Source organism: Mesorhizobium sp. B2-6-2, assembly GCF_006440615.1.
Lineage (GTDB): Bacteria > Pseudomonadota > Alphaproteobacteria > Rhizobiales > Rhizobiaceae > Mesorhizobium.
In genome coordinates this window covers 158,000-179,867 of record NZ_VFUG01000002.1, presented here as the reverse complement: position 1 = coordinate 179,867, position 21,868 = coordinate 158,000, and the positions used below count along the sequence as shown (strand labels likewise).

General features: G+C 64.3%; 25 protein-coding genes. 13 read left to right on the top strand and 12 right to left on the bottom strand.

The features are described 5' to 3' along the window. Positions 1 to 18 precede the first annotated feature (18 nt). On the bottom strand, positions 19 to 837 hold the full coding sequence (locus tag FJ419_RS06270; RefSeq protein WP_140688555.1) for an N-formylglutamate amidohydrolase: 819 nt from the start codon (positions 835 to 837) through the stop codon (positions 19 to 21). A 146-nt stretch (positions 838 to 983) separates the two neighbouring features. On the opposite strand from FJ419_RS06270, the gene FJ419_RS06265 reads away from it, so the two are divergent. Continuing rightward, the gene (locus FJ419_RS06265) at positions 984 to 1,808 is read left to right on the top strand and encodes a MurR/RpiR family transcriptional regulator (protein ID WP_140688552.1); all 825 of its coding nucleotides are present in this window, start codon (positions 984 to 986) and stop codon (positions 1,806 to 1,808) included. A gap of 83 nt (positions 1,809 to 1,891) precedes the next feature. Here the strand turns inward: FJ419_RS06265 and FJ419_RS06260 are convergent, their stop codons facing one another. The 6 genes from FJ419_RS06260 to FJ419_RS06235 all read right to left on the bottom strand — a co-directional run bounded on the left by FJ419_RS06260 (position 1,892) and on the right by FJ419_RS06235 (position 7,744). Continuing rightward, the gene (locus FJ419_RS06260) at positions 1,892 to 2,299 is read right to left on the bottom strand and encodes a GtrA family protein (protein ID WP_140688550.1); all 408 of its coding nucleotides are present in this window, start codon (positions 2,297 to 2,299) and stop codon (positions 1,892 to 1,894) included. Next, entirely contained in the window at positions 2,296 to 3,114 is an 819-nt protein-coding gene (locus FJ419_RS06255) for a ChbG/HpnK family deacetylase (protein WP_140688548.1), read from the bottom strand. The genes FJ419_RS06260 and FJ419_RS06255 overlap by 4 nt, the downstream gene beginning before the upstream one ends. Then, on the bottom strand, positions 3,111 to 4,079 hold the full coding sequence (locus FJ419_RS06250; RefSeq protein WP_140688546.1) for a glycosyltransferase family 2 protein: 969 nt from the start codon (positions 4,077 to 4,079) through the stop codon (positions 3,111 to 3,113). Before FJ419_RS06250 ends, FJ419_RS06255 begins: the two co-directional genes overlap by 4 nt. After that, positions 4,072 to 5,238: a glycosyltransferase 87 family protein gene (locus FJ419_RS06245; RefSeq protein ID WP_140688544.1), complete on the bottom strand. Its 1,167-nt coding sequence runs from the start codon at positions 5,236 to 5,238 to the stop codon at positions 4,072 to 4,074. The genes FJ419_RS06250 and FJ419_RS06245 overlap by 8 nt, the downstream gene beginning before the upstream one ends. A gap of 221 nt (positions 5,239 to 5,459) precedes the next feature. After that, positions 5,460 to 6,497, bottom strand: coding sequence for a zinc-binding dehydrogenase (locus tag FJ419_RS06240; protein ID WP_140541902.1), 1,038 nt, complete (start codon positions 6,495 to 6,497; stop codon positions 5,460 to 5,462). A gap of 5 nt (positions 6,498 to 6,502) precedes the next feature. Continuing rightward, complete coding sequence (locus FJ419_RS06235; RefSeq protein ID WP_140688542.1) at positions 6,503 to 7,744, bottom strand: acyl-CoA dehydrogenase family protein; 1,242 nt, start codon at positions 7,742 to 7,744, stop codon at positions 6,503 to 6,505. A gap of 118 nt (positions 7,745 to 7,862) precedes the next feature. Between FJ419_RS06235 and FJ419_RS06230 the strand changes: the two genes are divergently transcribed. The 6 genes from FJ419_RS06230 (at position 7,863) to FJ419_RS06205 (ending at position 12,229) form a co-directional block, all read left to right on the top strand. Then, the gene (locus FJ419_RS06230) at positions 7,863 to 8,678 is read left to right on the top strand and encodes an SDR family oxidoreductase (RefSeq protein WP_140688539.1); all 816 of its coding nucleotides are present in this window, start codon (positions 7,863 to 7,865) and stop codon (positions 8,676 to 8,678) included. Between the two features lie 45 nt (positions 8,679 to 8,723). Next, complete coding sequence (locus tag FJ419_RS06225; RefSeq protein ID WP_281405819.1) at positions 8,724 to 9,209, top strand: MaoC family dehydratase; 486 nt, start codon at positions 8,724 to 8,726, stop codon at positions 9,207 to 9,209. Next, entirely contained in the window at positions 9,206 to 10,243 is a 1,038-nt protein-coding gene (locus FJ419_RS06220; protein WP_140688532.1) for a phosphotransferase family protein, read from the top strand. Before FJ419_RS06225 ends, FJ419_RS06220 begins: the two co-directional genes overlap by 4 nt. An 18-nt stretch (positions 10,244 to 10,261) precedes the next feature. Beyond that, on the top strand, positions 10,262 to 11,038 hold the full coding sequence (locus FJ419_RS06215; RefSeq protein ID WP_140688530.1) for an SDR family oxidoreductase: 777 nt from the start codon (positions 10,262 to 10,264) through the stop codon (positions 11,036 to 11,038). 147 nt (positions 11,039 to 11,185) lie between these two features. Then, complete coding sequence (locus FJ419_RS06210; protein ID WP_140688528.1) at positions 11,186 to 11,830, top strand: TetR/AcrR family transcriptional regulator; 645 nt, start codon at positions 11,186 to 11,188, stop codon at positions 11,828 to 11,830. Between the two features lie 168 nt (positions 11,831 to 11,998). After that, on the top strand, positions 11,999 to 12,229 hold the full coding sequence (locus FJ419_RS06205) for a DUF680 domain-containing protein (protein ID WP_140632562.1): 231 nt from the start codon (positions 11,999 to 12,001) through the stop codon (positions 12,227 to 12,229). Positions 12,230 to 12,317: 88 nt separating this feature from the next. Here the strand turns inward: FJ419_RS06205 and FJ419_RS06200 are convergent, their stop codons facing one another. The 5 genes from FJ419_RS06200 to FJ419_RS06180 all read right to left on the bottom strand — a co-directional run bounded on the left by FJ419_RS06200 (position 12,318) and on the right by FJ419_RS06180 (position 17,804). Beyond that, the gene (locus FJ419_RS06200; protein WP_140541910.1) at positions 12,318 to 12,542 is read right to left on the bottom strand and encodes a hypothetical protein; all 225 of its coding nucleotides are present in this window, start codon (positions 12,540 to 12,542) and stop codon (positions 12,318 to 12,320) included. Between the two features lie 72 nt (positions 12,543 to 12,614). Then, positions 12,615 to 13,199, bottom strand: a complete 585-nt coding sequence (locus tag FJ419_RS06195) for a sarcosine oxidase subunit gamma (protein ID WP_140688526.1) — start codon at positions 13,197 to 13,199, stop codon at positions 12,615 to 12,617. Next, positions 13,192 to 16,185, bottom strand: a complete 2,994-nt coding sequence (locus FJ419_RS06190; RefSeq protein ID WP_140688524.1) for a sarcosine oxidase subunit alpha — start codon at positions 16,183 to 16,185, stop codon at positions 13,192 to 13,194. The genes FJ419_RS06195 and FJ419_RS06190 overlap by 8 nt, the downstream gene beginning before the upstream one ends. Then, the gene (locus FJ419_RS06185) at positions 16,182 to 16,478 is read right to left on the bottom strand and encodes a sarcosine oxidase subunit delta (protein ID WP_140541913.1); all 297 of its coding nucleotides are present in this window, start codon (positions 16,476 to 16,478) and stop codon (positions 16,182 to 16,184) included. The genes FJ419_RS06190 and FJ419_RS06185 overlap by 4 nt, the downstream gene beginning before the upstream one ends. A 72-nt stretch (positions 16,479 to 16,550) precedes the next feature. Continuing rightward, positions 16,551 to 17,804, bottom strand: a complete 1,254-nt coding sequence (locus FJ419_RS06180; RefSeq protein WP_140541914.1) for a sarcosine oxidase subunit beta — start codon at positions 17,802 to 17,804, stop codon at positions 16,551 to 16,553. Between the two features lie 214 nt (positions 17,805 to 18,018). Here FJ419_RS06180 and FJ419_RS06175 point away from each other — a divergent pair, with 214 nt between their 5' ends. The 6 genes from FJ419_RS06175 (at position 18,019) to FJ419_RS06150 (ending at position 21,868) form a co-directional block, all read left to right on the top strand. Then, complete coding sequence (locus FJ419_RS06175; protein WP_140688522.1) at positions 18,019 to 18,387, top strand: YrdB family protein; 369 nt, start codon at positions 18,019 to 18,021, stop codon at positions 18,385 to 18,387. A 102-nt stretch (positions 18,388 to 18,489) separates the two neighbouring features. Next, positions 18,490 to 19,248, top strand: coding sequence for an SDR family oxidoreductase (locus FJ419_RS06170; protein ID WP_140688520.1), 759 nt, complete (start codon positions 18,490 to 18,492; stop codon positions 19,246 to 19,248). Between the two features lie 109 nt (positions 19,249 to 19,357). Further along, complete coding sequence (locus FJ419_RS06165) at positions 19,358 to 19,744, top strand: SET domain-containing protein-lysine N-methyltransferase (RefSeq protein ID WP_140688516.1); 387 nt, start codon at positions 19,358 to 19,360, stop codon at positions 19,742 to 19,744. A 178-nt stretch (positions 19,745 to 19,922) separates the two neighbouring features. After that, on the top strand, positions 19,923 to 20,189 hold the full coding sequence (gene rpsU / locus FJ419_RS06160) for a 30S ribosomal protein S21 (protein WP_027165252.1): 267 nt from the start codon (positions 19,923 to 19,925) through the stop codon (positions 20,187 to 20,189). A gap of 132 nt (positions 20,190 to 20,321) precedes the next feature. Then, positions 20,322 to 21,173, top strand: a complete 852-nt coding sequence (locus FJ419_RS06155) for a tetratricopeptide repeat protein (RefSeq protein ID WP_140688514.1) — start codon at positions 20,322 to 20,324, stop codon at positions 21,171 to 21,173. Between the two features lie 218 nt (positions 21,174 to 21,391). Continuing rightward, the gene (locus FJ419_RS06150; protein ID WP_140688512.1) at positions 21,392 to 21,868 is read left to right on the top strand and encodes a DUF992 domain-containing protein; all 477 of its coding nucleotides are present in this window, start codon (positions 21,392 to 21,394) and stop codon (positions 21,866 to 21,868) included.

Genomic DNA, 21,868 nt, shown 5'->3' with positions numbered 1-21,868 from the left:
AAGTCCCCTATCTGGTTCTTAGCTGGCCGATTGTACTGACTTTCCCATTGCGCGTTGTCGGGAGCCCCAGGCCTCGTCGGGCTCCAGATTCGAGAATATGCCGGTGAGCAGATCCGCCCATTTCCGCTGCCCGGTCTCGCCGGAGATTTCGTCGTTGCGGATTTCGATCATCGCGCAGGCAAGGCCGCGCGAACGCGCGTGCCGTTCCAGCGTGAAATAGACGCGGTCGGCCGGCGAATAGGGCTCGTTGATGCCGACGGTGACGCCGGAGAGCCGCTGCAGCGCCGATATCAGCGGCGCCGCCAACCGGCGATCCTCGTCATGGATGATGCCGACATGCCATGGCCGGCTCTTGCCCTTATAGACCGGCGTGAAGGAGTGCACCGACACCAGCCGCGTCTCCTGGCTGCGCGCCAGCCGCTCATCGATGATCTGGGCGATCGTGTCGTGGAACGGGCGCCAGGCAAGGTCGACGCGCGCGGCGCGCTGCTTGTCGGATAGATCCGTGTTGCCCGGGATGGCTGTCGTCTCGCTAATCGGCGGCACGAGGTCCGGCGCGTCGAGCGGCCGGTTGCAATCGATGACGAGCCGCGACACGCGGGTCTCGATCAAGGTGGCATCGAGCGTCTCAGCCATGCGGCGGGCGACGGGAAGCGCGCCCGGATCCCAGGCGATATGGCGCGAAAGGTCCTCGGCCGGCAGGCCGAGCGTCCCGAACTCGGCGGGCAGGACGTTGGAAGCGTGGTCGCAGGTGAAGACGAAGGGGCTTGAGCCGCCGGGGTTCGTCACCCTTACGGTTTCAGACGGTGCAAGGCTGGTGGGCCGTGCTCTCTCCATACTGCCGTCCCCTGGGGGGCGCTGTATCGAATGTTACGTATTTTGTCTCATTGCGTCCCTATGAATGATTTCATACAGTTTGACCGGCTTTGTCAAACGCGAATTCGGGAAAACCGCGGCGGGCGGCCAACGGGCGGGGGAAAACCATGATTTCCAGCATTGCCGAACTGATCTCGGACCGCATCGGGACGATGCCGGCCGGCGAGCGCCGCGCCGCCCAGACGCTGATTGCCAACTATCCCTTGACCGGGCTGAAGACGGTCGCCGAATTCTCGGCCGCGGCCGGTGTGTCGTCGCCGACGATCCTGCGCTTCGTCGCCAGGCTCGGCTTCCAGAACTACCCTGAGTTCCAGTCGGCGCTGCAGGATGAGTTGGCAGCGCAATTGCAGTCGCCCGCTTCGCGCACGCTCAATCCAAGCTCGGCCGGCGGGGCCGTCTCGCCGATGCTCGAGGCAACGCTCGACAACATGCGCGAGACCTTCCGGCACCTCACCGACAGACAACTGGCAGACATTGCCACGAGACTTGCCGAGCGGCGCGGCAAGACCTTCCTGATCGGCGGCCGTTTCACCGATCCGCTGGCGCGCTACATGGCCGCTCACCTGGCCATCATCCAGCCGGATGTCTATCACCTCGCCGGCCAGGAGAGCATCTGGCGCGACCGGCTGATCGACATGGGCAAGCGCGACGTCCTGGTGATCTTCGACATCCGCCGCTATCAGGAAAGTCTCGTCCGCTTCGCCGAGAAGGCCCATCACCGCGGCGTGCAGATTATTCTTTTCACCGATCAGTGGCTTTCGCCGATCGCCCGCTTCGCCCGCCACGTGATCGCGGGGCGCACCGCCGTGCCCTCGGCCTGGGATTCGTCCGCCGCACTCTTCGTCGTCGCAGAAACGCTGATCGGCGCCGTGACGAGGCAATTGGAAGCCGCCGGCGCCAAACGCATCCGCGACCTGGAGAGCTTGCGATAGAGCCGGATGATTTCATGTCGAATTTACCTGAAATCTGAATCCGTCTTTAAGCCGCCTATATCAATGCGGAGCCGGCCGAGCAGCTACTTTGCGATCCTGCCCTCGATCGACCAGCGTGCTGCCAAAAAGTTCAGCACGGCGGCGACCACGACGCCGATGATCTTGGCCGGCCAGACGCCGACAACCCCCGCCAGTGCGGCGATCGACAGGCTCGAAACGCCGAGCGAAATCAGCGCTCCGAGTGAGACGAAGCGCAGGAAGGAATGGTGCAGCCGGATGCCCGGGTCCCGTTCGAACGACCAGAAGCCGTTCGCCACGAAGGAGAAGAGCACCGCGACGAACCATGCGCCGACATTGGCGGCCAAAGCCGGCGCCGCGAGCTTGAGCAGCACGAAGAATGCGGCGAGATCGATACCGGTGTTGACCAGGCCGACCAAGGCGAAGCGGACGATCTTGTTGCCGGTCGAACGCCGCGGCTGGCCGGCGCTCACGCTTTGCCGTCCCTGACGCGCACTCCGGCCCGTTCGAGGCTGGCGCCGAAATCCTCAGAACTCAGAATCGTGAACTCGACCTCACGCGCGCCCTGCATCGGGTCTCGCTCACACAAGATAGCGTCGACATGGCCCGGATGGCACATGAACACCCCTTGTTCGGGCAAGGTGTCGACCACCGCGCGCAGCGTCGGAGCAAATTTTTGCGGCTGCCGCCAGTCATAGATGCCGCAGAGCGGCGTCATCACGTTAAAGCCGGCCCGCTGCATCGACCTGTTGAAGCCCGCGGCCAGCGTGGCGATCGCCGCGATCTTGGCCGCAGCGTCCAGGCCGGCAAGTCCGGGCGCGCCGCGCAGCGCCGGCTTGTGTGCGCTGCCTTCAAACCGGGCAAGCAACCAATTCCGTACCATGGGAAGAAAATGCACGTGCTGGTGCCCGTCGATGTGATCGGGCGGGCCAGCCAGCGCTTCGGTGAAGCGGTCGTACTGGGCGTCGAGCTCGGCATGAACGTCCCGCTCGTCGATGCGCCCGCGCCGCACCGGCAGCGCAAGAGAGGCAAGGCCAGGCAATTTGCCGTCTGGCGCCAGGCTGGACGAACCGGTTGCGGCTATCTGATCGGTGAGGGTCAGGTGCAGCCCGATGGCGGCCCGTTGACGCAACGGCCTGATGCGCGCCGCCGCCTCTTCCCATTCGGCAAACCCGGTCATGCAACTGGTCCCGGTCAGGCGGCCGCGCTCGATGAGGTCGAGGATCGCGCTCGATACTCCCGGCGCAAGCCCGTAATCATCGGCAATCAGGCGGATCGGCCGGGTCATTTGCCCGGAGCAACCTGCTCGGCGGCATTGCCATGCAGCACGTCGCGCACGATATAGACGGGCCGGTCCTTGCTTTCGCTGAGCGTGACCCAGACATACTCGCCGATCAGGCCGAGCAGCGCCAGGTTGAGGCCTCCAAAAAGCACGACGGCGACCATGATGCTGGGGTAGCCAGGCACGGCGATGCCATAGAACAGCACCTCGAAGAGCACCTTCACGCCATAGGCCAGGCCTGCGAATGCCGCGAGCAATCCAATGAGGCTGATGACGCGCAGCGGGATCACGGAAAACGAGGTGAACCCTTCAAGCGAGAACGCGATCAGGTTGAACCTGGTCCATTTCGACGTGCCGCCGCGGCGGTTTTCCGGCGAGTAAAGCACAGCCTTCTGGCGGAAGCCGGCCCAGGCGAACAGACCTTTGTTGAAGCGGCGCTTGTCGCGCACGCTGGTCAAGGCACGCGCCACCGCGCCGCGCATGACACGGAAATCTCCGGCATTCTCGGGAATATCGAAGCGCTGGCTGCTGTTGATCAGCCTGTAGAAAAGCCGCGCCAGCTGGCTGCGCCGCCAGCTCCCCTCGCGCCGGTCGTTCTGCGCGTAGACGACATCGATCTGCGGATGCTCGACCAGCTCGCCGATCATCCTCAAGCTGATATCCGTGGAATGCTGGAGGTCGGAGTCCATGATCAGGACCATGTCGCCACGGGAATGATCGAGCCCGGCGAGCACCGCCGCTTCCTTGCCGAAATTGCGGCTGAGCCGCACGATCTCCCAGGAGCCGGAGAGCGCGGCCGCGAACGTCTCGGCGCTGCCGTCGCGGCTGCCGTCGTCGACGAGTATCTTGCGGACCGTCATGCCGAAGCGCTCCGCCACAGCCACTTCCAGCCTGTCGAGCAGCCCGACAAACGCGATGGCGGATTCGGCCTCGTTGAAGAACGGCGCGATGATGTCGAGCATCTCAGCCATGCGCGACGGCTCCGGCGGCGGGCGCCTTCTGTTTGTCTTGCGTCCAGAACCAGCCGACGAGCACGCAGGCAATTATGCTGATGCTGATCGGCCGGAACCATAGGTGGAAGAAATCGTGCAGTCGCAGGTCGACACTGGTCAGTCCGGTGACGAAGAGAAGCGTGGCCAAAAACCAGCACATGGCCCTGGCTCCTTTCTCCCGCCAAAGCAAGGCGATGGAGACACCGGCAGGCACCGCCACCATGGCGTAGGTGTTCTGCTCGACCCGCGGATTGAAGACGCACATGTAGAATGCCGCGGCGAGGAAGACGGCGAGTCCGCTGATGTTCGCGTCAAGCCTACGATCGAGCTGGAGCACCAGCCAAAGCGTGAGCAAACCCGCGACAACGCGCATGATCGTCGCGTCAAACTCGGAAATCGGGATGCCAAATCGCATGAAAGGCGCTGTGAAGTCGGCCGGAATGAAGGGGCCGGTCGGGTCCACCGTCATCGAAGTCAGAAGCTGGAAGAAATCATGATATTGCGCGTTGACGTAGCCGGTCGACGCAAAGCCATAGGGTATGGCGAGCGCAACGAGCACCGCCAGCACCAGCACCGGTATCAGCCGGGGACGCAGCGCCCCCGTCAGAAGCAGCATGATGATCGCGGTCGGCTTGGCAATGATCGCAAGCATGGCCCAGAAGAAGGTTTCGGCCCGGCGCCCCTCAACTGCCGACCGCGTGAGAAACCAGCACGCCCCCGTGAGCAGGATCGTCGCCTGGCCATTGCGAAGCGCTGCCAGCGCCATCGGCAAGGCAAGAAAAAGACCCAAGGACAGCAGCCATGTCTGCTCCTCGCCGCCAAGCTTGCGCACCTGACGCATTGCGGCAAACGTCAGGACGCCGAAGCCCAGCACGTGCCACAAAATATTGCCCAGATAGGGCCCGAGCTTCAGCAGGGGAACATAGAGGACGGCGAAGGCGGGAGCGTATAGATACCCCATGGCAACTTCGACCTGATACAGCGGCTGGCGATCCAGAAAAGCTTCACTGCCATGCCTGTAGATATGGACCACCGAACGCGCATCGGGCGACCATAGCGCCAGACCAAGCACAAGCAGAAACGACCCGGCCCAAAGCCAAAGCCCCAAACGGTCGAAAACCGGCTTGGTTACCATCATAGCGCACCCCGCGTTCCGACCAGGACGGCTTTCCCATCGCCGCCTGGTTTTCCACCGCCGGCGAGATATCACATCGAATGGAATAAAACATCCGAACGTGGCTGTTACCGGCGCAAGGACGGCGCAACAGCGGCTTTTTTCCGCCGCCGTCTGGTCGATCACAGCTTTGTGTTCAAGGCATTGGTCTGGTCTGAACGGCTGCGATCGGCGCTCGGATTGCCTCACGGCCTGATGAACACCTTTCCGTTTGGCTTGGCGAGCTCGGCCGGCAGCCTCGCCATCGCTTCGTCGAGCGGCACGACCGCGGTGACGTCGGTCGACCAGCGTCCATCGGAAAAGCGCTTCTGCGCTTCCAGCACCGCCGGGCCCAGCCTGTCGCGGAACTGGCGCATCCATTCGGCCAGCCAGAACCCTTCGACGCGCTTGTGCTGGAAGATCAGTTGGCCGGGCTCGCGGATCACCGTCGGCTCGGCGCCGAGCCTTCCATAGACGATCCAGCGCGCGCGTTTCGGCATGGCATTGAAGACGGTCGAAGCCAGCGGGCCGGTGACCGCGTCGAGGAAGATGCGCGGCTGCTCGGTCTTCATCGCCTCGCGCAACGCCGCCTCGAAATCCGCCGCTTTCTCGTTGAGCACATGGGCGGCGCCGAGCTCCTTCAAAAGCGGGATCTGCTCGTCGCGACGCACGGTGACGATCGGGCGGAAACCTTCCTCCTTCGCCAACCCGATGATCAGCTTGCTGAGCTGGCTGGCGCCCGCGGTCATGATGAAGGATTTTTCGCCCTCCTCCCTGACGATGTCGAACATGGCCAAGGCCGTCAGCGGATTGACGATCATCGCTGCGCCGTCCTCATCGCGCACGGTGTCGAGAAGCGGAATGCAGGACGCGGCCTCGGCAACCGCATAATCCGCCCATGCGCCCCAGTTCGACACGCCGGTGGCAAAGGCGACGCGTTTCCCTGCAAGGCTCCTTGCATAGGGATCGTCGCCCGTGGCGACGACGATGCCGACGCCTTCGAAGCCCGCCGGCCGGCCCTTTACCCGCGGCTGGCCGTACTGGCCCTTGATGAAGGCGATGTCGGACGGGTTGATCGAGGCGAGGCTGACCTTGACCAGCGCCTGCGACGGCCCGGGCGCCGGCACCGCAATGCTGCCGGGCTGGAGGTAAGCCTCCATCGCCTCGAGCGCGGCCGCCGACGGCGTCCTGGTGTAACCGTCGCCGACAAGCAGCAGGCCCTGCATTTGCGAAGGAAGCGTCATGGCCGTCAGACCTTCTCCTGCGTGTATTTCTTCAGTTCCGTGCGCGCCACCTGCCGCCGGTGCACCGCGTCCGGCCCGTCGGCCAGCCGCAGCGTCCTCAAATGCGCCCACGAGCGGGCGAGCGGCGTGTCCTGGCTGATGCCTTGCGCGCCGAACATCTGCACCGCCTCGTCCGTGACTTTCAGCGCGACGCGCGGCGCCACCACCTTGATCTGGCTGATCCAGGGCGCGGCGGCGCGAGTGTCCCCCTGATCGATCATCCAGGCAGCCTTGAGGCATAAGAGCCTCGCCATCTCGATCTCCATCCGGCATTCGGCGATGATGTCGAAATTGGCGCCGAGCTTTGCCAGCGGCTGGCCGAAGGCCTCGCGCCGCACCGAGCGTTGGCACAGCATCTCCAGCGCCATCTCGGCCTGGCCGATCGCGCGCATGCAGTGATGGATGCGGCCAGGCCCGAGCCGCCCCTGCGCGATCTCGAACCCCCTGCCCTCGCCGAGGATCAGGTTCGCCGCCGGCACCCGGACGTTGTCGAATCTCAGATGCATATGCCCATGCGGCGCGTCGTCATCGCCATAGACCTGCATGGGCCGCAGCTTGGCGATGCCCTTGCTGTCGGAGGGCACCAGGATCATCGAATGCCGGCGATGTCGCGGATCCTCGTCCGAGCCGGTCCTGACCATGACGATATAGATGGCGCAGCGCGGATCGCCGGCTCCGGAAGCCCACCATTTCTCGCCGTTCAGCACATAGTCATCGCCTTGCCGTTCGCAGCGCATCGAAATGTTGGTGGCGTCAGAGGAGGCGACGTCCGGCTCGGTCATCAGATAGGCCGAGCGTATTTTCCCCTCGAGCAACGGCTCCAGCCAGTCGCGCTTGTGCGCTTCCGATCCGTAACGCTCCAGCACCTCCATGTTGCCGGTGTCGGGCGCCGAGCAGTTGAAGGTCTCGGCGCCGAGATGTGCCTTGCCCATCTCTTCGGCCAGATAGGCGTATTCGACGGTGGAAAGGCCGTAGCCGCGCTTGGAATCAGTGAGCCAGAAGTTCCACAGCCCGCGCTCCCGCGCCGTCTTCTTCAGGCCTTGCAGGATTTCCATCTGCCTGGCCGTATAGGCCCAGCGGTCGCCATTCTTGCCGACTTCGGCGAGGAACTCTTCGCCGAGCGGCGCGATCTCGTCGCGCACCATCGCCGCCACGCGCTGATGGATTGGCTTCAGCCGCTCGGTCATGCCGAGATTCATGTCCGTCATCGCTTCCGGCCTTTCCGAAGATAAATCTTTACGCGTGGCAAGGATGACCGTACTTCGGCTAGCCTTGTCAACGCGAGTCCTTGGGCGAGTCCCGGCCGGCCGGATGCGGAGAAACACGATGAGCTATCTGGACAAGCTGTTCTCGGTCGCCGGCAAGACCGCGCTGGTGACCGGTGCGGCGACCGGCATCGGCCGCATGGTGGCGACCGGGCTGGTACGCGCCGGCGCGCAGGTGATGATCGCCTCGCGCAAGGGTGAGGATTGCGCGAAAGTCGCCAACGAATTGAACGCGCTTGGCGGCTCGGGCCATGCCGAGGGCTTTGCCGGCGACGTGTCCAGCGAAGCGGGCATCGCCGCTTTAGTCGCCGAGGTCAAGGCGCGCACGGAACGCCTGCACATCCTGGTCAACAACGCCGGCATTTCCTGGGGCGCGCCGCTGCAGGATTTCCCCTACCACGCCTGGGCCAAGGTGTTCGGCGTCAACGTCACCGCCGTCTTCCATTTGACGCGGGAGCTCTTGCCGCTTCTCGATGTCGCCGCGAGCGACGAGGATCCTGCCCGCGTCATCAATCTTGGCTCGGTGATGGGCACCCAGCCGCTGGCCGACGACGCCTATTCCTATGCTGCTTCGAAAGCGGCGGTGCATCATTTGACGCGCACGCTGGCGATCGAGTTCGCCGCCCGCCGCATCACCGTCAACGCCTTTGCGCCCGGCCCTTTTCAGAGCCGCATGACGGCCTTTGCCACCGCGACCGCGGAGCAGGCGAGACATGTCGGTAACCATGTTCCGCTCGGCCGCATCGGCGTGGCGGATGACATTGCCGGCGCAACGCTTTATTTGTGCAGCCGAGCCGGAAGCTATGTCACCGGCGCCATCCTGCCTATCGACGGCGGCCAGTCGGTGCAGCATGGCATGACTTTGTTCAAGGAATAAGGTGCCCGGTTCGAGGAATCGCGATCCGGGCGGGTTGCGGAGGACATCAGTGTGGAACCGATCAGTCTCGATACGCTTCTGGCAAGCGTCGGCAAGGAGGTCGGCGTCTCGCCCTGGCGAACGGTGACGCAGCGCATGATCGATCAGTTCGCCGATGCGACCGACGACCACCAGTTCATCCATTGCGATCCGGAGCGCGCCGAGCGCGAGACGCCGTTCGGCGGCACCATCGCGCATGGCTTCCTGTCGCTGTCGCTTTTGTCGGCAATGACCTTTGAGACCATGCCGCCACTGGAAAACACCAAGATGGGCGTCAATCACGGCTTCGACACGCTGCGTTTCCTGGCGCCGGTGAAGACGGGTTCGCGCATCCGCACCCGGTTCGTGCTGGCGGACGTCAAGGTCAGGCCGTCCGGCTGGGTGCAGACCGCACATGACGTGACCATCGAGATCGAGGGCTCGAAGAAGCCGGCGCTGACGGCGCGCTGGCTGACCTTGACGCTGATTGAGCGCCAATCCGAGAACGCATGAGCGGCGAGGCCGGTGCCATAGACCAGGCGACGCTTGCGCCCTACCTCGAGGCGCATATCCCGGGTTTTGCCGGCCTGTCCGCGATTGAAAAATTCAAGTCCGGGCAGTCCAATCCGACCTATCTTTTGACCGCCGCCAGCGGACGCTACGTGCTGCGCGCCAAGCCGCCGGGACAGTTGCTGAAATCCGCGCATCAGGTCGACCGGGAATTCCGGGTGATGCAGGCGCTTGCCGGCACGGCGGTGCCGGTGCCGCGCATGCTGCATCTTTCCGGCGAGGACTCCCCGATCGGCCGCATGTTCTACGTCATGGAATATCTCGACGGCCGCATCTTCTGGGATCCGTCGCTGCCGGACGCATCCGGCAATGACGAGCGCGCCGCGATTTACGATGCCATGAATGCGACGCTCGCCGCCTTGCACGATATCGATGTGGACGCCGTCGGTCTTGGCGATTTCGGCAGGCCCGGCAGCTATTTCGAGCGCCAGCTCGCGCGCTGGACCAGCCAGTACAAGGCCTCCGAAACCGAAACCATAGCCGACATGGACAGGCTGATTGCGTGGCTCGAAACGCATATGCCTGCCGATGACGGCCGCGTCTCGCTTGTCCATGGCGACTACCGGCTGGACAACATGATGTTCGCGCCGGGCGCGCCGGAGATCATCGCGCTGCTCGACTGGGAGCTGTCGACGCTCGGGCATCCCTTCGCCGACCTTGCCTATCAATGCATGCAATGGCGGCTGCCGCATGCCTCGGGCTTTCGCGGCCTCGGCGGCATCGACCGCGCCGCTGCCGGCCTGCCTACCGAGGAAGCCTATGTCGAGGCCTACTGCAAACGGCGCGGCATCGAGAAGATCGACAACTGGACCTTCTTCCTCGCCTTCTCCTTCTTCCGGCTGGCGGCGATCTGCCAGGGCGTCTACCGCCGCGTGCTGGACGGCAACGCCTCCAATCCGGAGAAGGCAAGGACCTACGGCCAGGCGGTAAAACTGCTCGCCGCGCTCGCGGTGGAACTGATTGACGAGAACAGCTGAACGCGGAGGAGCCGGGCAATGGGCCGTTTCGATGGAATGACGGTGCTGATCACCGGCGCGACCGGCGGTCTCGGCAGCGGCGCGGCAAAGGCCTTCGCCGCGGAAGGGGCTCGGCTCGTTCTGTCCGACCTCGACGAGTCTGCGCTTGGCGATTTCGCCGCAACGCTCGACGCGGAGACGGCTCACCTTGCCGGCAACATTGCCGACGAAAAGCTCTCGGAGAGTTTGGTGGAGCTTGCCGTGCAAAAATTCGGCCGGCTCGATATCGCCGTCAACAATGCCGGCATTGTCCACTCCTTCGTACGCCTGCCGCAGGTCACCTCGGAGGAAGCGCGCCGCGTGGTGGAGGTCGACCTGCTCGGCGTCTTCTATGCCATGAAACATCAGATTCCTCAGTTGGAACGGCAATTCAGGGAAAGCGGCAAGGGCGGCGTCATCGTCAACATCGCCTCGGTCGCCGGCCTCTCAGGCGCGCCGAAGCTGTCGGTCTATGCCGCCGCCAAGCACGGCGTCGTCGGGCTGACGCGCTCGGCTGCCGTGGAATATGCCAGCAAGGGCATACGCATCAACGCGGTCTGCCCGGCTCACACCCGCACCGCGATGGTCGACGGCTTCGTGCGTTTTACCGGAGCGCCCGAAGCTGAAGCGATGGCCGAGCTCACGCGCGGCGTGCCGATGAAGCGTGTCGGCGAGGTCGACGAGATCACCACCGGCATCCTGTTCCTCGCCGACCCGGCCAATTCCTTCATGACCGGCCACGCTCTGGCGCTCGACGGCGGCATTGGCGCCATCTGAGCAATTCCAGGAAAAGTGCCTTAGCGGTTTTCCATCCGGATTGCGTTAAAACGGAGAGCGTACGCAAGGGAACCGGGGGCTCTCTTGTCCGTTTCCGTACAGCGTATATAATTTCGTCAGGCAACCAATCACAAAGGCAGGCGCATATTGGCGTTGAGCGTTCAGAAACGCCGCGAAAAACAGAAGGCGGAGCTTCGCTCCGAACTGGTCGCGGCGGCTCACAAGCTGGTCCAGGAAGAAGGCTATGAGGGCCTGACGATCCGCAAGCTCGCCAAGCGGGTCGGCTATGCGCCGATGTCCGTCTATTCCTATTTCGCCGACAAGCAGGACATTCTGTTCGCGCTCGCCGAAGACGCCTTCGAAACGCTCGCGCGGCGCATCGAGGAGCATCCCGCGGACGATCCGATCGAGGCGCTCAAGGCGGTGATGACCGAATATGCTGCCTTCGGGCTCGGCAATCCCAATGAATACCGCACCGTCTTCATGACCGAGAAGACCAAGCTGCCCGAAGGACGCAGCTACGCGGAAATGGAAGAAGGCAATCCGGCCATGAAGGTGCTGATCAAACGCGTCGAGGCCTGTGTTGCCGCCGGCAGGCTCAAGGGCGACCCGCGCGCCATCGCCACCATGCTGTGGACCGTGGGCCACGGCACGATTTCGCTCTTGATCACCTTTCCCTTCTATCCGTTCGGCGACGCCCAGGCCTATGTGAAGCGCATGTGCGATTTCACGCTGGCGGGGTTGCAGGCGCAGGATATTCCGCCGCTGACCGCAACGCCCGTCAACTGCTGATCTCTTTGATCGTCGGGTTGCACCGCTTCGCTTGATTTGCGGCGCCGAATTCCGGTGTTCAAAAAAATTTGTCGTACACCTACAGATTCCTCCTTGAATTCCGACTCTATTAACCGTATTTGTACGTCGTATCGTACGTGTACGAAAAAGATTGACTGGAGACGGAAAATGAAGAAGACCATCCTTGCTCTCGCCACCGTGCTGGCTTTCTCGGGTACCGCTTTCGCTGGCGCAAGCCAGCCGGCCAAGCACGCCCCCGCGGCTTGCGCCCAGACCAACGCCAGCGTGAAGCTCGACTGCACCTCGACCGGTTCGGTCGAAAAGGCCGACGCCGCCAAGACGACGAAGAGCCCGCGGCTCGGCATCGATGTCAGCCCCTGGTTCGTGCCCGGCCTCTGACAACTATTGGCAAGACTTCGAACGAAAACGGGCGGCATTTGGCCGCCCTTTTTCGTTTCTGCCCGCGCCCCTGAGGACCTGCTCGAGCCTATTTCTTGCGCGGTTTCGTTCCTGCGGCAGTCTTGGCCTTACTCTGCTTTGCCGGCCCGCCGGGGATGGAAGTGCCGGTGATCGATACCGGATCGCTGGCCGGAAATGTGTCCTCGAGGCCTTCCTCGAGTTCCTCTTCCTCGACCTCGTGGCGCCGCTCCTGCTCCAGCGAACGGACTGCAGCTGTCTTCTTGGATGACTTCGGCGCGGATTTGGACGGCATCGGCAATCTCCCTCGCAAGCCGCAGAAACGGCATGGACTGGCGATGGTTCCTTGGAACCGACGCCGCGAAGCTCAGTTCGCCGCGTCGCCCGCCGCTTCCGAAAGCAGAGTAAAGACATAGTCCGAGAAGGAACGCCAGCATTCCACCCGGAACGCATCGCCCGCGCTGCGCAGCAGCACGATCTCGGATTTGCCGAGAATGGTGCGCGAGGCAGCACCGACCGGGAAAGCCTCGAGCGACAGGTCCTGCGGGCAACCCGAATTGACCGTCGCCGCGGCCGCCGGCCCGATAACGGAGATCCCGACATTGCGGTGCGAGATGCCGACCGCCGAATGCAGCGCCGTCACCTTGGCGCAATCGGCGAACGGATCCTTGCCCGCCTCGTCGATGATCATCCATTCGTCGGGCCCGAGCCACAGCGCCGTGCGCCCGTCCTTGGTCGCCGAAGCCTTGGGCATTGTCGGCAGCGTGAGGCCGAGCGCCTTGGAAAGCGCGGCAAGCGAAGCTTGCGGCGCGCGCAGCGAGATGCGTTCGGCCGGCGGCAGTATCTCGACCTTGACGCCCGGCGCCGACAGCGTGCGGCCGGCAAGCGCGGGCCGACGCTCGACGAAGGCGGAAGCAGCGGCGGCTTTTGTCTTGGCGGCGGCCTTAGCCATTGAGGCGTTCTCCCTTCTCGTCGACGAACACCATGCCGGTGACTTCCACCTCGATCGTGCCGCTCGGCATCGGCACGTAGAGCGTCTGGCCAATGCGGTCGCGGCCGCCGGCGACGAGCGCCAGCGCGATCGAGCGGCCGCAATTCTCCGACCAATAGCTGGAGGTGACGTGGCCGATCATCTTCATCGGGATTGATTGCTTCGGGTCCGCGACGATCTGCGCGCCCTCTTCCAGCACGACCTTCGGGTCCCTGGTCTTCAAGCCGACCAGCTGCTTGCGGCCCTTGGCTACAAGGTCCGGCCGGGTCAGGCCGCGGATGCCGACGAAATCGGTCTTCTTCTTGCCGACCGCCCAGTCGAGCCCGGCATCGTTCGGCGTCACAGTGCCGTCGGTGTCCTGGCCGACGATGATGTAGCCCTTCTCGGCGCGCAGCACGTGCATCGTCTCGGTGCCGTAGGCAGTCGCGCCATGCTTCTGGCCTTCGGCCCACAGCGCTTCCCAGACGGCCTCGCCGTAATCGGCCGGCACGTTGACCTCGAAACCGCGCTCGCCGGTGAAGGACATGCGGAACAGCCTTGTCGGCACGCCGCAGATCTTGCCCTCGCGCACCGACATATGCGGCATCGCCTCGTCCGACATGTCGATGCCTTCGACCAGCGGCGCGATGATCTCGCGTGACTTGGGCCCCTGCACCGCGATCACCGCCCATTGCTCGGTGATCGAGGTCAGCCAGACATTCAAGTGCGGGAATTCGGTCTGAAGGTAGTCCTCCATGTGGTTCATGACGCGCGGCGCGCCGCCGGTCGTCGTCGTCACATGGAAGCGATCGGACGCCAGCCTGCCGACGACGCCGTCGTCATAGATGAAGCCGTCCTCGCGCAGCATGATGCCGTAACGGCAGCGGCCGGTTTCGAGCTTCTCCCACGGATTGGTGTAGAGCAGTTCCATGAACTTCGCCGCGTCCGGCCCGACCACCTCGATCTTGCCGAGCGTGGAGGCGTCGAACAGGCCGGCGGCCTTGCGCACCGTCACGCATTCGCGGTCGACGGCGGCATGCATGTCCTCGCCCGCCTTGGGGAAATACCAGGCGCGCTTCCAGTGGCCGACATCCTCGAACACCGCACCGTGCGACGCCGCCCAGCCATGCGTTGCCGTGCGGCGGGTCGGGTCGAACAAGGCGCCGCGCGCGTGGCCGACGATCGAGCCGAACGTCACCGGCGTGTAAGGCGCGCGGAAGGTGGTGAGGCCGACCTGCGGGATCGGCTTGCCGAGCGTCTCGGCGGCTATCGCCAGGCCGTGCATGTTGGACGTCTTGCCCTGGTCGGTCGCCATGCCGTTGGTGGTGAAGCGCTTGACGTGCTCGATCGAATGCATGCCTTCATGCACCGCCTGGCGGATGTCCTTGGCGGTGACATCGTTCTGGAAATCGACAAAGGCCTTGACCGTCGTGCCCGGCCCGGCACCGGGCGCGGCGCCCAGCATGCCGCGCGACCAGCTCTCGCCGGCGTCGACCTTCGGCTTGCCGCCCTTGCCAACCTTGCCGCCGGCCTCCTTCGCAGCCTTGGCGCCGGCCGCATAGGCCTCGTCGACTGAGGCGGCGAGCCCGTCGGTGCCGTTGCAGGCGCCGACCGAGACGCAGTCCTGCGCATAGGTGCCCGGCACGAAGCGCTTGGTCTCGTCGTTGAATGCGACCTTGCCGCGCGATTGCGAGAACAGATGCACCGACGGTGTCCAGCCGGCCGACATGAGGATCGCGTCAACCGGGATGGTCCGCTCGCCGCCGCCATTCTTCGGCTGCACGGTCATCGAGGACACACGCAATTTGCCGCCGGCGCTGACCACCGCGCGGCCGAAATTGATCTCGATGCCGAGCGCCCTCGCCTCGTCGATCACCGCCCCCGACGGATTGTCGCGCAGGTCAATGATCGCCGCGATGTTGATGCCGGCCTTCTTGAGGTCGATCGCGGCGGCGTAGGCGGAATCGTTGGCCGTATAGACGCCGACATTCCTGCCTACCGCCACGCCATACTGGTTGAGGTAGATGCGCGCCGCTGAAGCAAGCATCACACCCGGACGGTCATTGTTGGCGAACACCATGTGGCGCTCGATGGCGCCGGTGGCGATCACGACGCGCTTGGCGCGAACCTGCCACAGGCGTTCTCGCGCAAGCTCCCGGCCCGGGCTCTTGAGATGGTCGCTGACCCGCTCGACCAGTCCGACGAAGTTCTGCGCGTAATAGCCGAAGGCGGTCGTGCGCGACAGCACGCGCACATTGTCCATCGCCTTGAGCTTGGCGATCGCCGCTTTCGCCCAGGCATAGCCGTCGTGGCCGTCGATCCTGGCGCCGCTCTCGAAGCGCAGGCTGCCGCCGAATTCGGCTTGCTCGTCGGCGAGGATCACCCGCACGCCCGTTTCGGCCGCAGCGAGCGCGGCCGCGATGCCGGCGGCGCCACCGCCCAGCACCAGCACCTCGCAATGCGCGTAGCGCGCGGCATAGTGGTCGGGATCCGGCTTGTCCGGCGAAACACCGAGGCCCGCGGCAGCGCGGATCTTCGGCTCGTAGAGGTCCTTCCAGGCCCATTTCGGCCACATGAAGGTCTTGTAGTAGAAGCCGGCCGAAAACATCGGTGATGCAAGGTCGTTGAGGGCCCCGACATCAAAGGCAAGCGACGGCCAGCGGTTCTGCGAGTTGGCCGTCAGCCCGTCAAAGAGCTCCTGCACTGTCGCCCGCACATTCGGCGTCTTGCGCGCATCGTCGCGCACGATCTGCACCAGCGCGTTGGGTTCTTCCGCGCCGGCCGACAGGAAGCCGCGCGGACGGTGATATTTGAACGAGCGCCCGACCAGGTGCACGCCGTTGGCGAGCAGCGCCGAGGCCAGCGTGTCGCCCTCGATGCCGACATACGGCTTGTCGTCGAAGCTGAAGGAGGCGGTCTTCGCCTGGCTGAGGCGACCGGCACCGGAAATGCGGAAGGCGGCGTTCATTTCGAGGCTCCGGGCAGCTTCGCAGGCTTCGGCTCGCCGGCCTTGTAGGTCATGACGAACCTGTCGGTGACCGTGTCGCGCACCGCGTTGAAGAAGCGCGCGCAGCCATGGATGTGCCGCCAGCGCTCATAGATGACGCCCTTGGGGTTGGCGCGGATGAAGAAGAATTTCTCGAAATCGTCGTCGCTCTCGGCGGCAATGTTGGTCGGGCGCGCGATATGCGCCTCGCCGGCATTGCGGAACTCGAGTTCCGGGCGCTCTTCCTCGCAATAGGGGCAGCGGATGAGAAGCATCTGGGTTATCCTAAAACTTGCCGTGACCGGCGCACGCGCCGGCTAAGTGAAAGCAAATCGGCTGAGCCATCGTCAGTGCGCCACCGCCGCCGCGGCGGCTTCGTCGATGAGACGGCCGGTGCGGAAGCGCTCGAGTGTGAAGGGCGCGTTGATCGGATGCGGCTCGTCCTTGGCGATCGTATGCGCAAAGACGTTGCCCGAGCCGGGCGTCGCCTTGAACCCGCCTGTGCCCCAGCCGCAATTGACGTAGAGGCCCTGGACCGGCGTCTTCGCCAGGATCGGCGAACGGTCGGGGGTCACGTCAACGATGCCGCCCCAGGAGCGCAGCATCTTCATGCGGGTGAAGATCGGGAACATCTCGCAGATGGCGTCGAGCGTGTGCTGCAATATGTGCAGGCCGCCGGTCTGCGAATAGGAGACATACTGGTCGGTGCCGGCGCCGATCACCAGCTCGCCCTTGTCCGACTGCGAGATATAGGCGTGCACCGTGTTCGACATCACCACGCAGGGCACGACCGGCTTGACCGGCTCCGACACCAGCGCCTGCAGCGGATAGCTTTCGAGCGGCATGCGCACGCCCGCCATGTTCATGATGACGGAGGAATGGCCGGCGGCGACCACGCCGACCTTCTTGGCGCCGATGAAGCCGCGCGTCGTCTCCACGCCGCTGACCGCGCCATTGGCCGCGCGCTTGATGCCGGTGACCTCGCAGTTCTGGATGATGTGCACGCCGCGCGCCGAAGCCCCGCGCGCATAGCCCCAGGCCACCGCATCATGGCGCGCCGTGCCGCCGCGACGCTGCAGCGCGGCGCCCATCACCGGATAGCGCGCGTCCCTGGAGATGTTTAGCGGCGGACAGAATTCCTTCGCCTGTTCGGGCGTCAGCCATTCATTGTCGATGCCGTTGAGGCGGTTGGCATGGATGTGGCGCTTGAACACCTGGATGTCATGCACATTGTGCGCCAGCATCATGACGCCGCGCGGCGAATACATGACATTGTAGTTGAGCTCCTGGCTGAGCCCGTCCCACAGCTTCAGCGCATGGTCGTAGATGCCGGCGCTTTCGTCATAGAGGTAGTTGGAGCGGATGATGGTGGTGTTGCGGCCGGTGTTGCCGCCGCCGAGCCAGCCCTTTTCCAACACCGCGATGTTGGTGATGCCGTGCTCGCTCGCCAGATAATAGGCCGTCGCCAGGCCGTGTCCGCCGGCGCCGACGATGATGACGTCGTATTCTTTCCTCGGCTCGGGCGACGTCCATTGCTCTTCCCAGCCTCTGTGGCCGCGCATGGCCTCGCGGGCAATGGCGAATACCGAGTATTTCTTCACGTTCAGGCCTCGCGCCAGTAGCTTTCGCGGATTTGCGGCCGGGCATCCCTGCCCCGGCTTGCGAGGTGTATCACTAGCGAAACCGCGTCGCCATCCTTGCGCTGTTTGCGACGGCGCTTGCCGTTTTGCGCCACGGTCAAAAAACGAAGCGTCTGCTCTGGCTTCCGTGGTTCCGTTCGGCGACACTCCTGCCGCGTGATGCTGGAGGACGACAATGGGTAATGTCTGGTGGAATCTGACCCTGCGCTTCCTGCTGGAACTTGCAGCGCTGCTTGGGCTCGGCATGATCGGCTGGAGCTTTGCCGTCGGGTTCAGCCGTTGGATTCTTGCCGTCGCCTTGCCGCTCGTCGCGGCGGTGCTGTGGGGCACTTTCGCCGTGCTCAATGATCCGAGCCGGTCGGGTCGAGCTCCGGTGCCGGTGCCCGGCGCCCTCAGGCTGGCGCTGGAACTCGTCATCCTGTGCGGCGGCGCCGGGGGATTCTATCTGACCGGTCACGTGGCCATTGGCATCGTCATGGCTCTGCTGATTGCCTTCAGCTACGCCTTCTCGGTGGACCGGCTGGCTTGGCTGTTGCGGCAGTAGGGCAATGGCGCCTTTGCCGGTTTCGGGTGGCCGCCGTAATCCTCATCTGCGACCAAGCATCCAACCGCCGGCCAGCCCGGTACAAAGGAAGGATGCAAAGACATGTTCACCCTTACAAACAAGGTCGCAATCGTCACCGGCGCGAGCTCCGGCATCGGCCGCGCCACCGCCAAACTGTTTGCCGAGCAAGGCGCAACCCTGGTCGTCGCGGCCCGGCGTCAGGCCGAGCTCGACGCGCTCGTCGGCGAGATCGAAACGGCCGGCGGCACGGCAGCCGCGCTTGCCGGCAATGTAAGGGACGAGGCCTATGCGAAGGCGCTCGTCGAATTCGCCGTCGCGAGATTTGGCGGCCTCGACATCGCCTTCAACAATGCCGGCGCCGTCGGCGTGATGGGACCGGTGACCGACATGGCGCCGGCCACCTGGCACGAGACGATGGACACCAATCTGACCAGCGCCTACCTCGCCGCAAGGCACCAGATACCGGCCATGCTGGAGCGCGGCGGCGGCTCCCTGATCTTCACCTCGAGCTTCGTCGGCTACACCGCCGGCATGCCGGGCATGGCGGCCTACGCCGCTGCCAAGGCCGGACTGATCGGCCTGACGCAGGTGCTCGCTGCCGAATACGGTCCGCAAGGACTGCGCGTCAACGCGCTGCTGCCCGGCGGCACCGACACGCCCGGCGCAACCACGACCACGCCCGAGGCCCGCGCTTTCGTCGAAGGCATTCATGCCTTGAAGCGCATGGCGCAGCCGGAAGAGATCGCCCGCTCCGCGCTTTACCTTGCCTCGGATGCCTCGAGCTTCACCACCGGAACCGCGCTGTTTGCCGATGGCGGGGTCTCGATCAACCGGACGTGAGGAGATTGACGGGCATGCCGCTACCGGCCAACCGAAAAAGTCGCGGGGCGGCCTTGCAATCCGCTCCGATTTGACGATTTTCGTTTCCCGTCGAAATCGGACCGGAACGATGCTGCTGATCAGAACCTATGTTGCCCAGAGCGCCATCGAAGGGGTCGGGGTCTTCGCCGCCGAGCCGATCCGCAAGGGCGCTTCGATCTGGCGCCTCGATCCGGATTTCGACCGGCTGATCCCGATGGAAAAATATGAGGCGGCGCCGCCGCATCTGCGCGAGTTGCTCGACCGCTACGCCTATCCGAGCCCGGACAAGCCCGGCTTCATCGTGTATGAGGTGGACAATGGCCGCTTCATGAATCACTCCGAGCGGCCGAATACCGATTTCTCGCAATATGGCGGCGCCAGGGCCATTCGCGACATCGCTGCCGGCGAGGAAATCACCTGCGATTATGGTGAGTTTTTCGAGGACTTTGCGCGCCACCATCTGACGACCGCGTAGCGCGAGCAAACATGCGGGCGCAGCGCTCGGGTTTTTGATGCCGTTTCGCGCAATCAAAGGTGGACATCCCAGCCTGATTCTGCTATCAGCCGCCACAATTCGCGGTGCAATTCGCCGCGGAGGCATGTCAGCTATGGCTGTTTGCCTAATGATTTCAAACCCGAAGACAGGATTGCCCGTGCAGGTACTCGTCCGCGACAACAACGTTGATCAGGCGCTTCGCGCGCTGAAGAAGAAGATGCAGCGCGAAGGTATTTTCCGCGAAATGAAGATGCGCGGTCACTACGAGAAGCCGTCGGAGAAGCGTGCCCGCGAGAAGGCCGAGGCCGTGCGCCGCGCCCGCAAGCTGGCCCGCAAGCGCGCCCAGCGCGAAGGCCTGCTGCCGATGACCCCGCGCCCGGCTCCGGCTGGTGCTGCCGGCGCATCGCGCTCGCCGCGCTCATAACGCCTATTTTTCGTCCTTTTCGAAGGATACCGAAGGTGGCGCGATGCGGAATCGCCGCCACCTTTTTGTTTATGTATTGGAGCCGGTTCGGAGAGGGAACGGACTGACGGCGCTGCGGCAGTGAGGACAAAGATGAACGCAATTACCGTGGAGCGCAAAACCGCTTTTCGCGGCTTCGCCCTGACGGCGGCCCTGCTTTCGGGTCTGACGCTTGCAGCATGCCAGACGACTCCGACGGGTGGGTTCAACTCGATCGACAAGGCGCAGGGGTCGAGCGAGAACATCTCCTCGCTTTCGGCGGTCATCCAGCGAAATCCGCAGGATCCCGAGGGCTATAACGTGCGCGGCTCGGCCTATGGCCGCGGCGGCCAGTACCAGGCGGCGCTCAAGGACTTCAACCAGGCGATCCAGCTCAACCCGAACTTCTACCAGGCCTATTCGAACCGCGCGCTGATCCAGCGCTTCCTCGGCAATCAGGAAGCCGCTTTAGCCGACTACAACCGCTCGATCCAGATCAACGCCAACTACGACGCAGCCTATATCGGCCGCGGCAATCTCTACCGCAAGGCGGGCCGCACCCAGGATGCCTTCAACGACTTCCAGAAGGCGATCCAACTCGACACCACCGATGCCCGCGCCTACCACAATCGCGGCCTGATCTATCAGAGCCAGGGCCAGCACAAATTCGCCATCGAGGATTTCTCGACCGCGATCTCGCTGGCGCCGGACGCCGCCGAGCCCTACAACGGCCGCGGCCTCTCCTACCTGGCGACAGGCGACGAGGACAACGCCTTCTCCGACTTCAACATGGCCATCAAGCTCGACGGCAAGAACGCCGAAGCCTGGGCCAACCAGGCGCTGATCTACGAAAAGCGCGGCGACAAGGGAAGGGCCGCCAAGTCCTACCGCGAGGCGATCCACCTCGACCCCAACTACCAGCCGGCCAAGGACGGCCTGTCGCGCACCGGCGGCAACGCCAGCTGATCCGACGCCGGAAGGGACGACGCTTAAGCGTCGTTCGCGGTCGCCCGGTCGCCGTCGGCGGCCGCGATGTTGCGCTGCGGAGACGCCGATAGCGATCCGTTAACCGCCCAGGACAATGCGTTAACCCTTGCCATGTTCGCGTCAAAGTTTCGGCGGAACGCTCCGTGCACCTCGATCGTTTAAGCCGGGGCCAAGATTTTCGCGAAAGGGACTTTCCAATGATCAAGACACTTGCCTGTGCCGCTGCCGCGCTTGCCGCCACGGTCCTCGCTTCTCCGGTCAGCGCCGGCACGCTGCGGCTCGGCACGCTCGATTGCACCATCGACGGCGGCGTCGGCTATGTCATCACGTCGAACAAGGGCGTCTCCTGCGTCTTCCGGCCCTCCCATCACGGCCCGGCCGAGGTTTATACCGGGATGATCTCCAAGCTCGGCGTCGACCTCGGCAAGACGCATCAGGGCCAGCTCGTCTGGGCGGTGCTTGCCGCCACCCGCAGCCATGATGCGGGCGATCTCGCCGGCAGCTATTACGGCGTCAACGCCGAGGCGAGCGTGGTGACCGGCGGCGGCGCCAATATCCTGGTCGGCGGCCTGGACAGCGCCTTCATGCTGGAGCCGCTCAGCGTGCAGGCACAGACCGGCCTCAACCTGGCCGTCACCGTGGCGTCGCTGGATCTCGTCCACTCTTACAAGTGA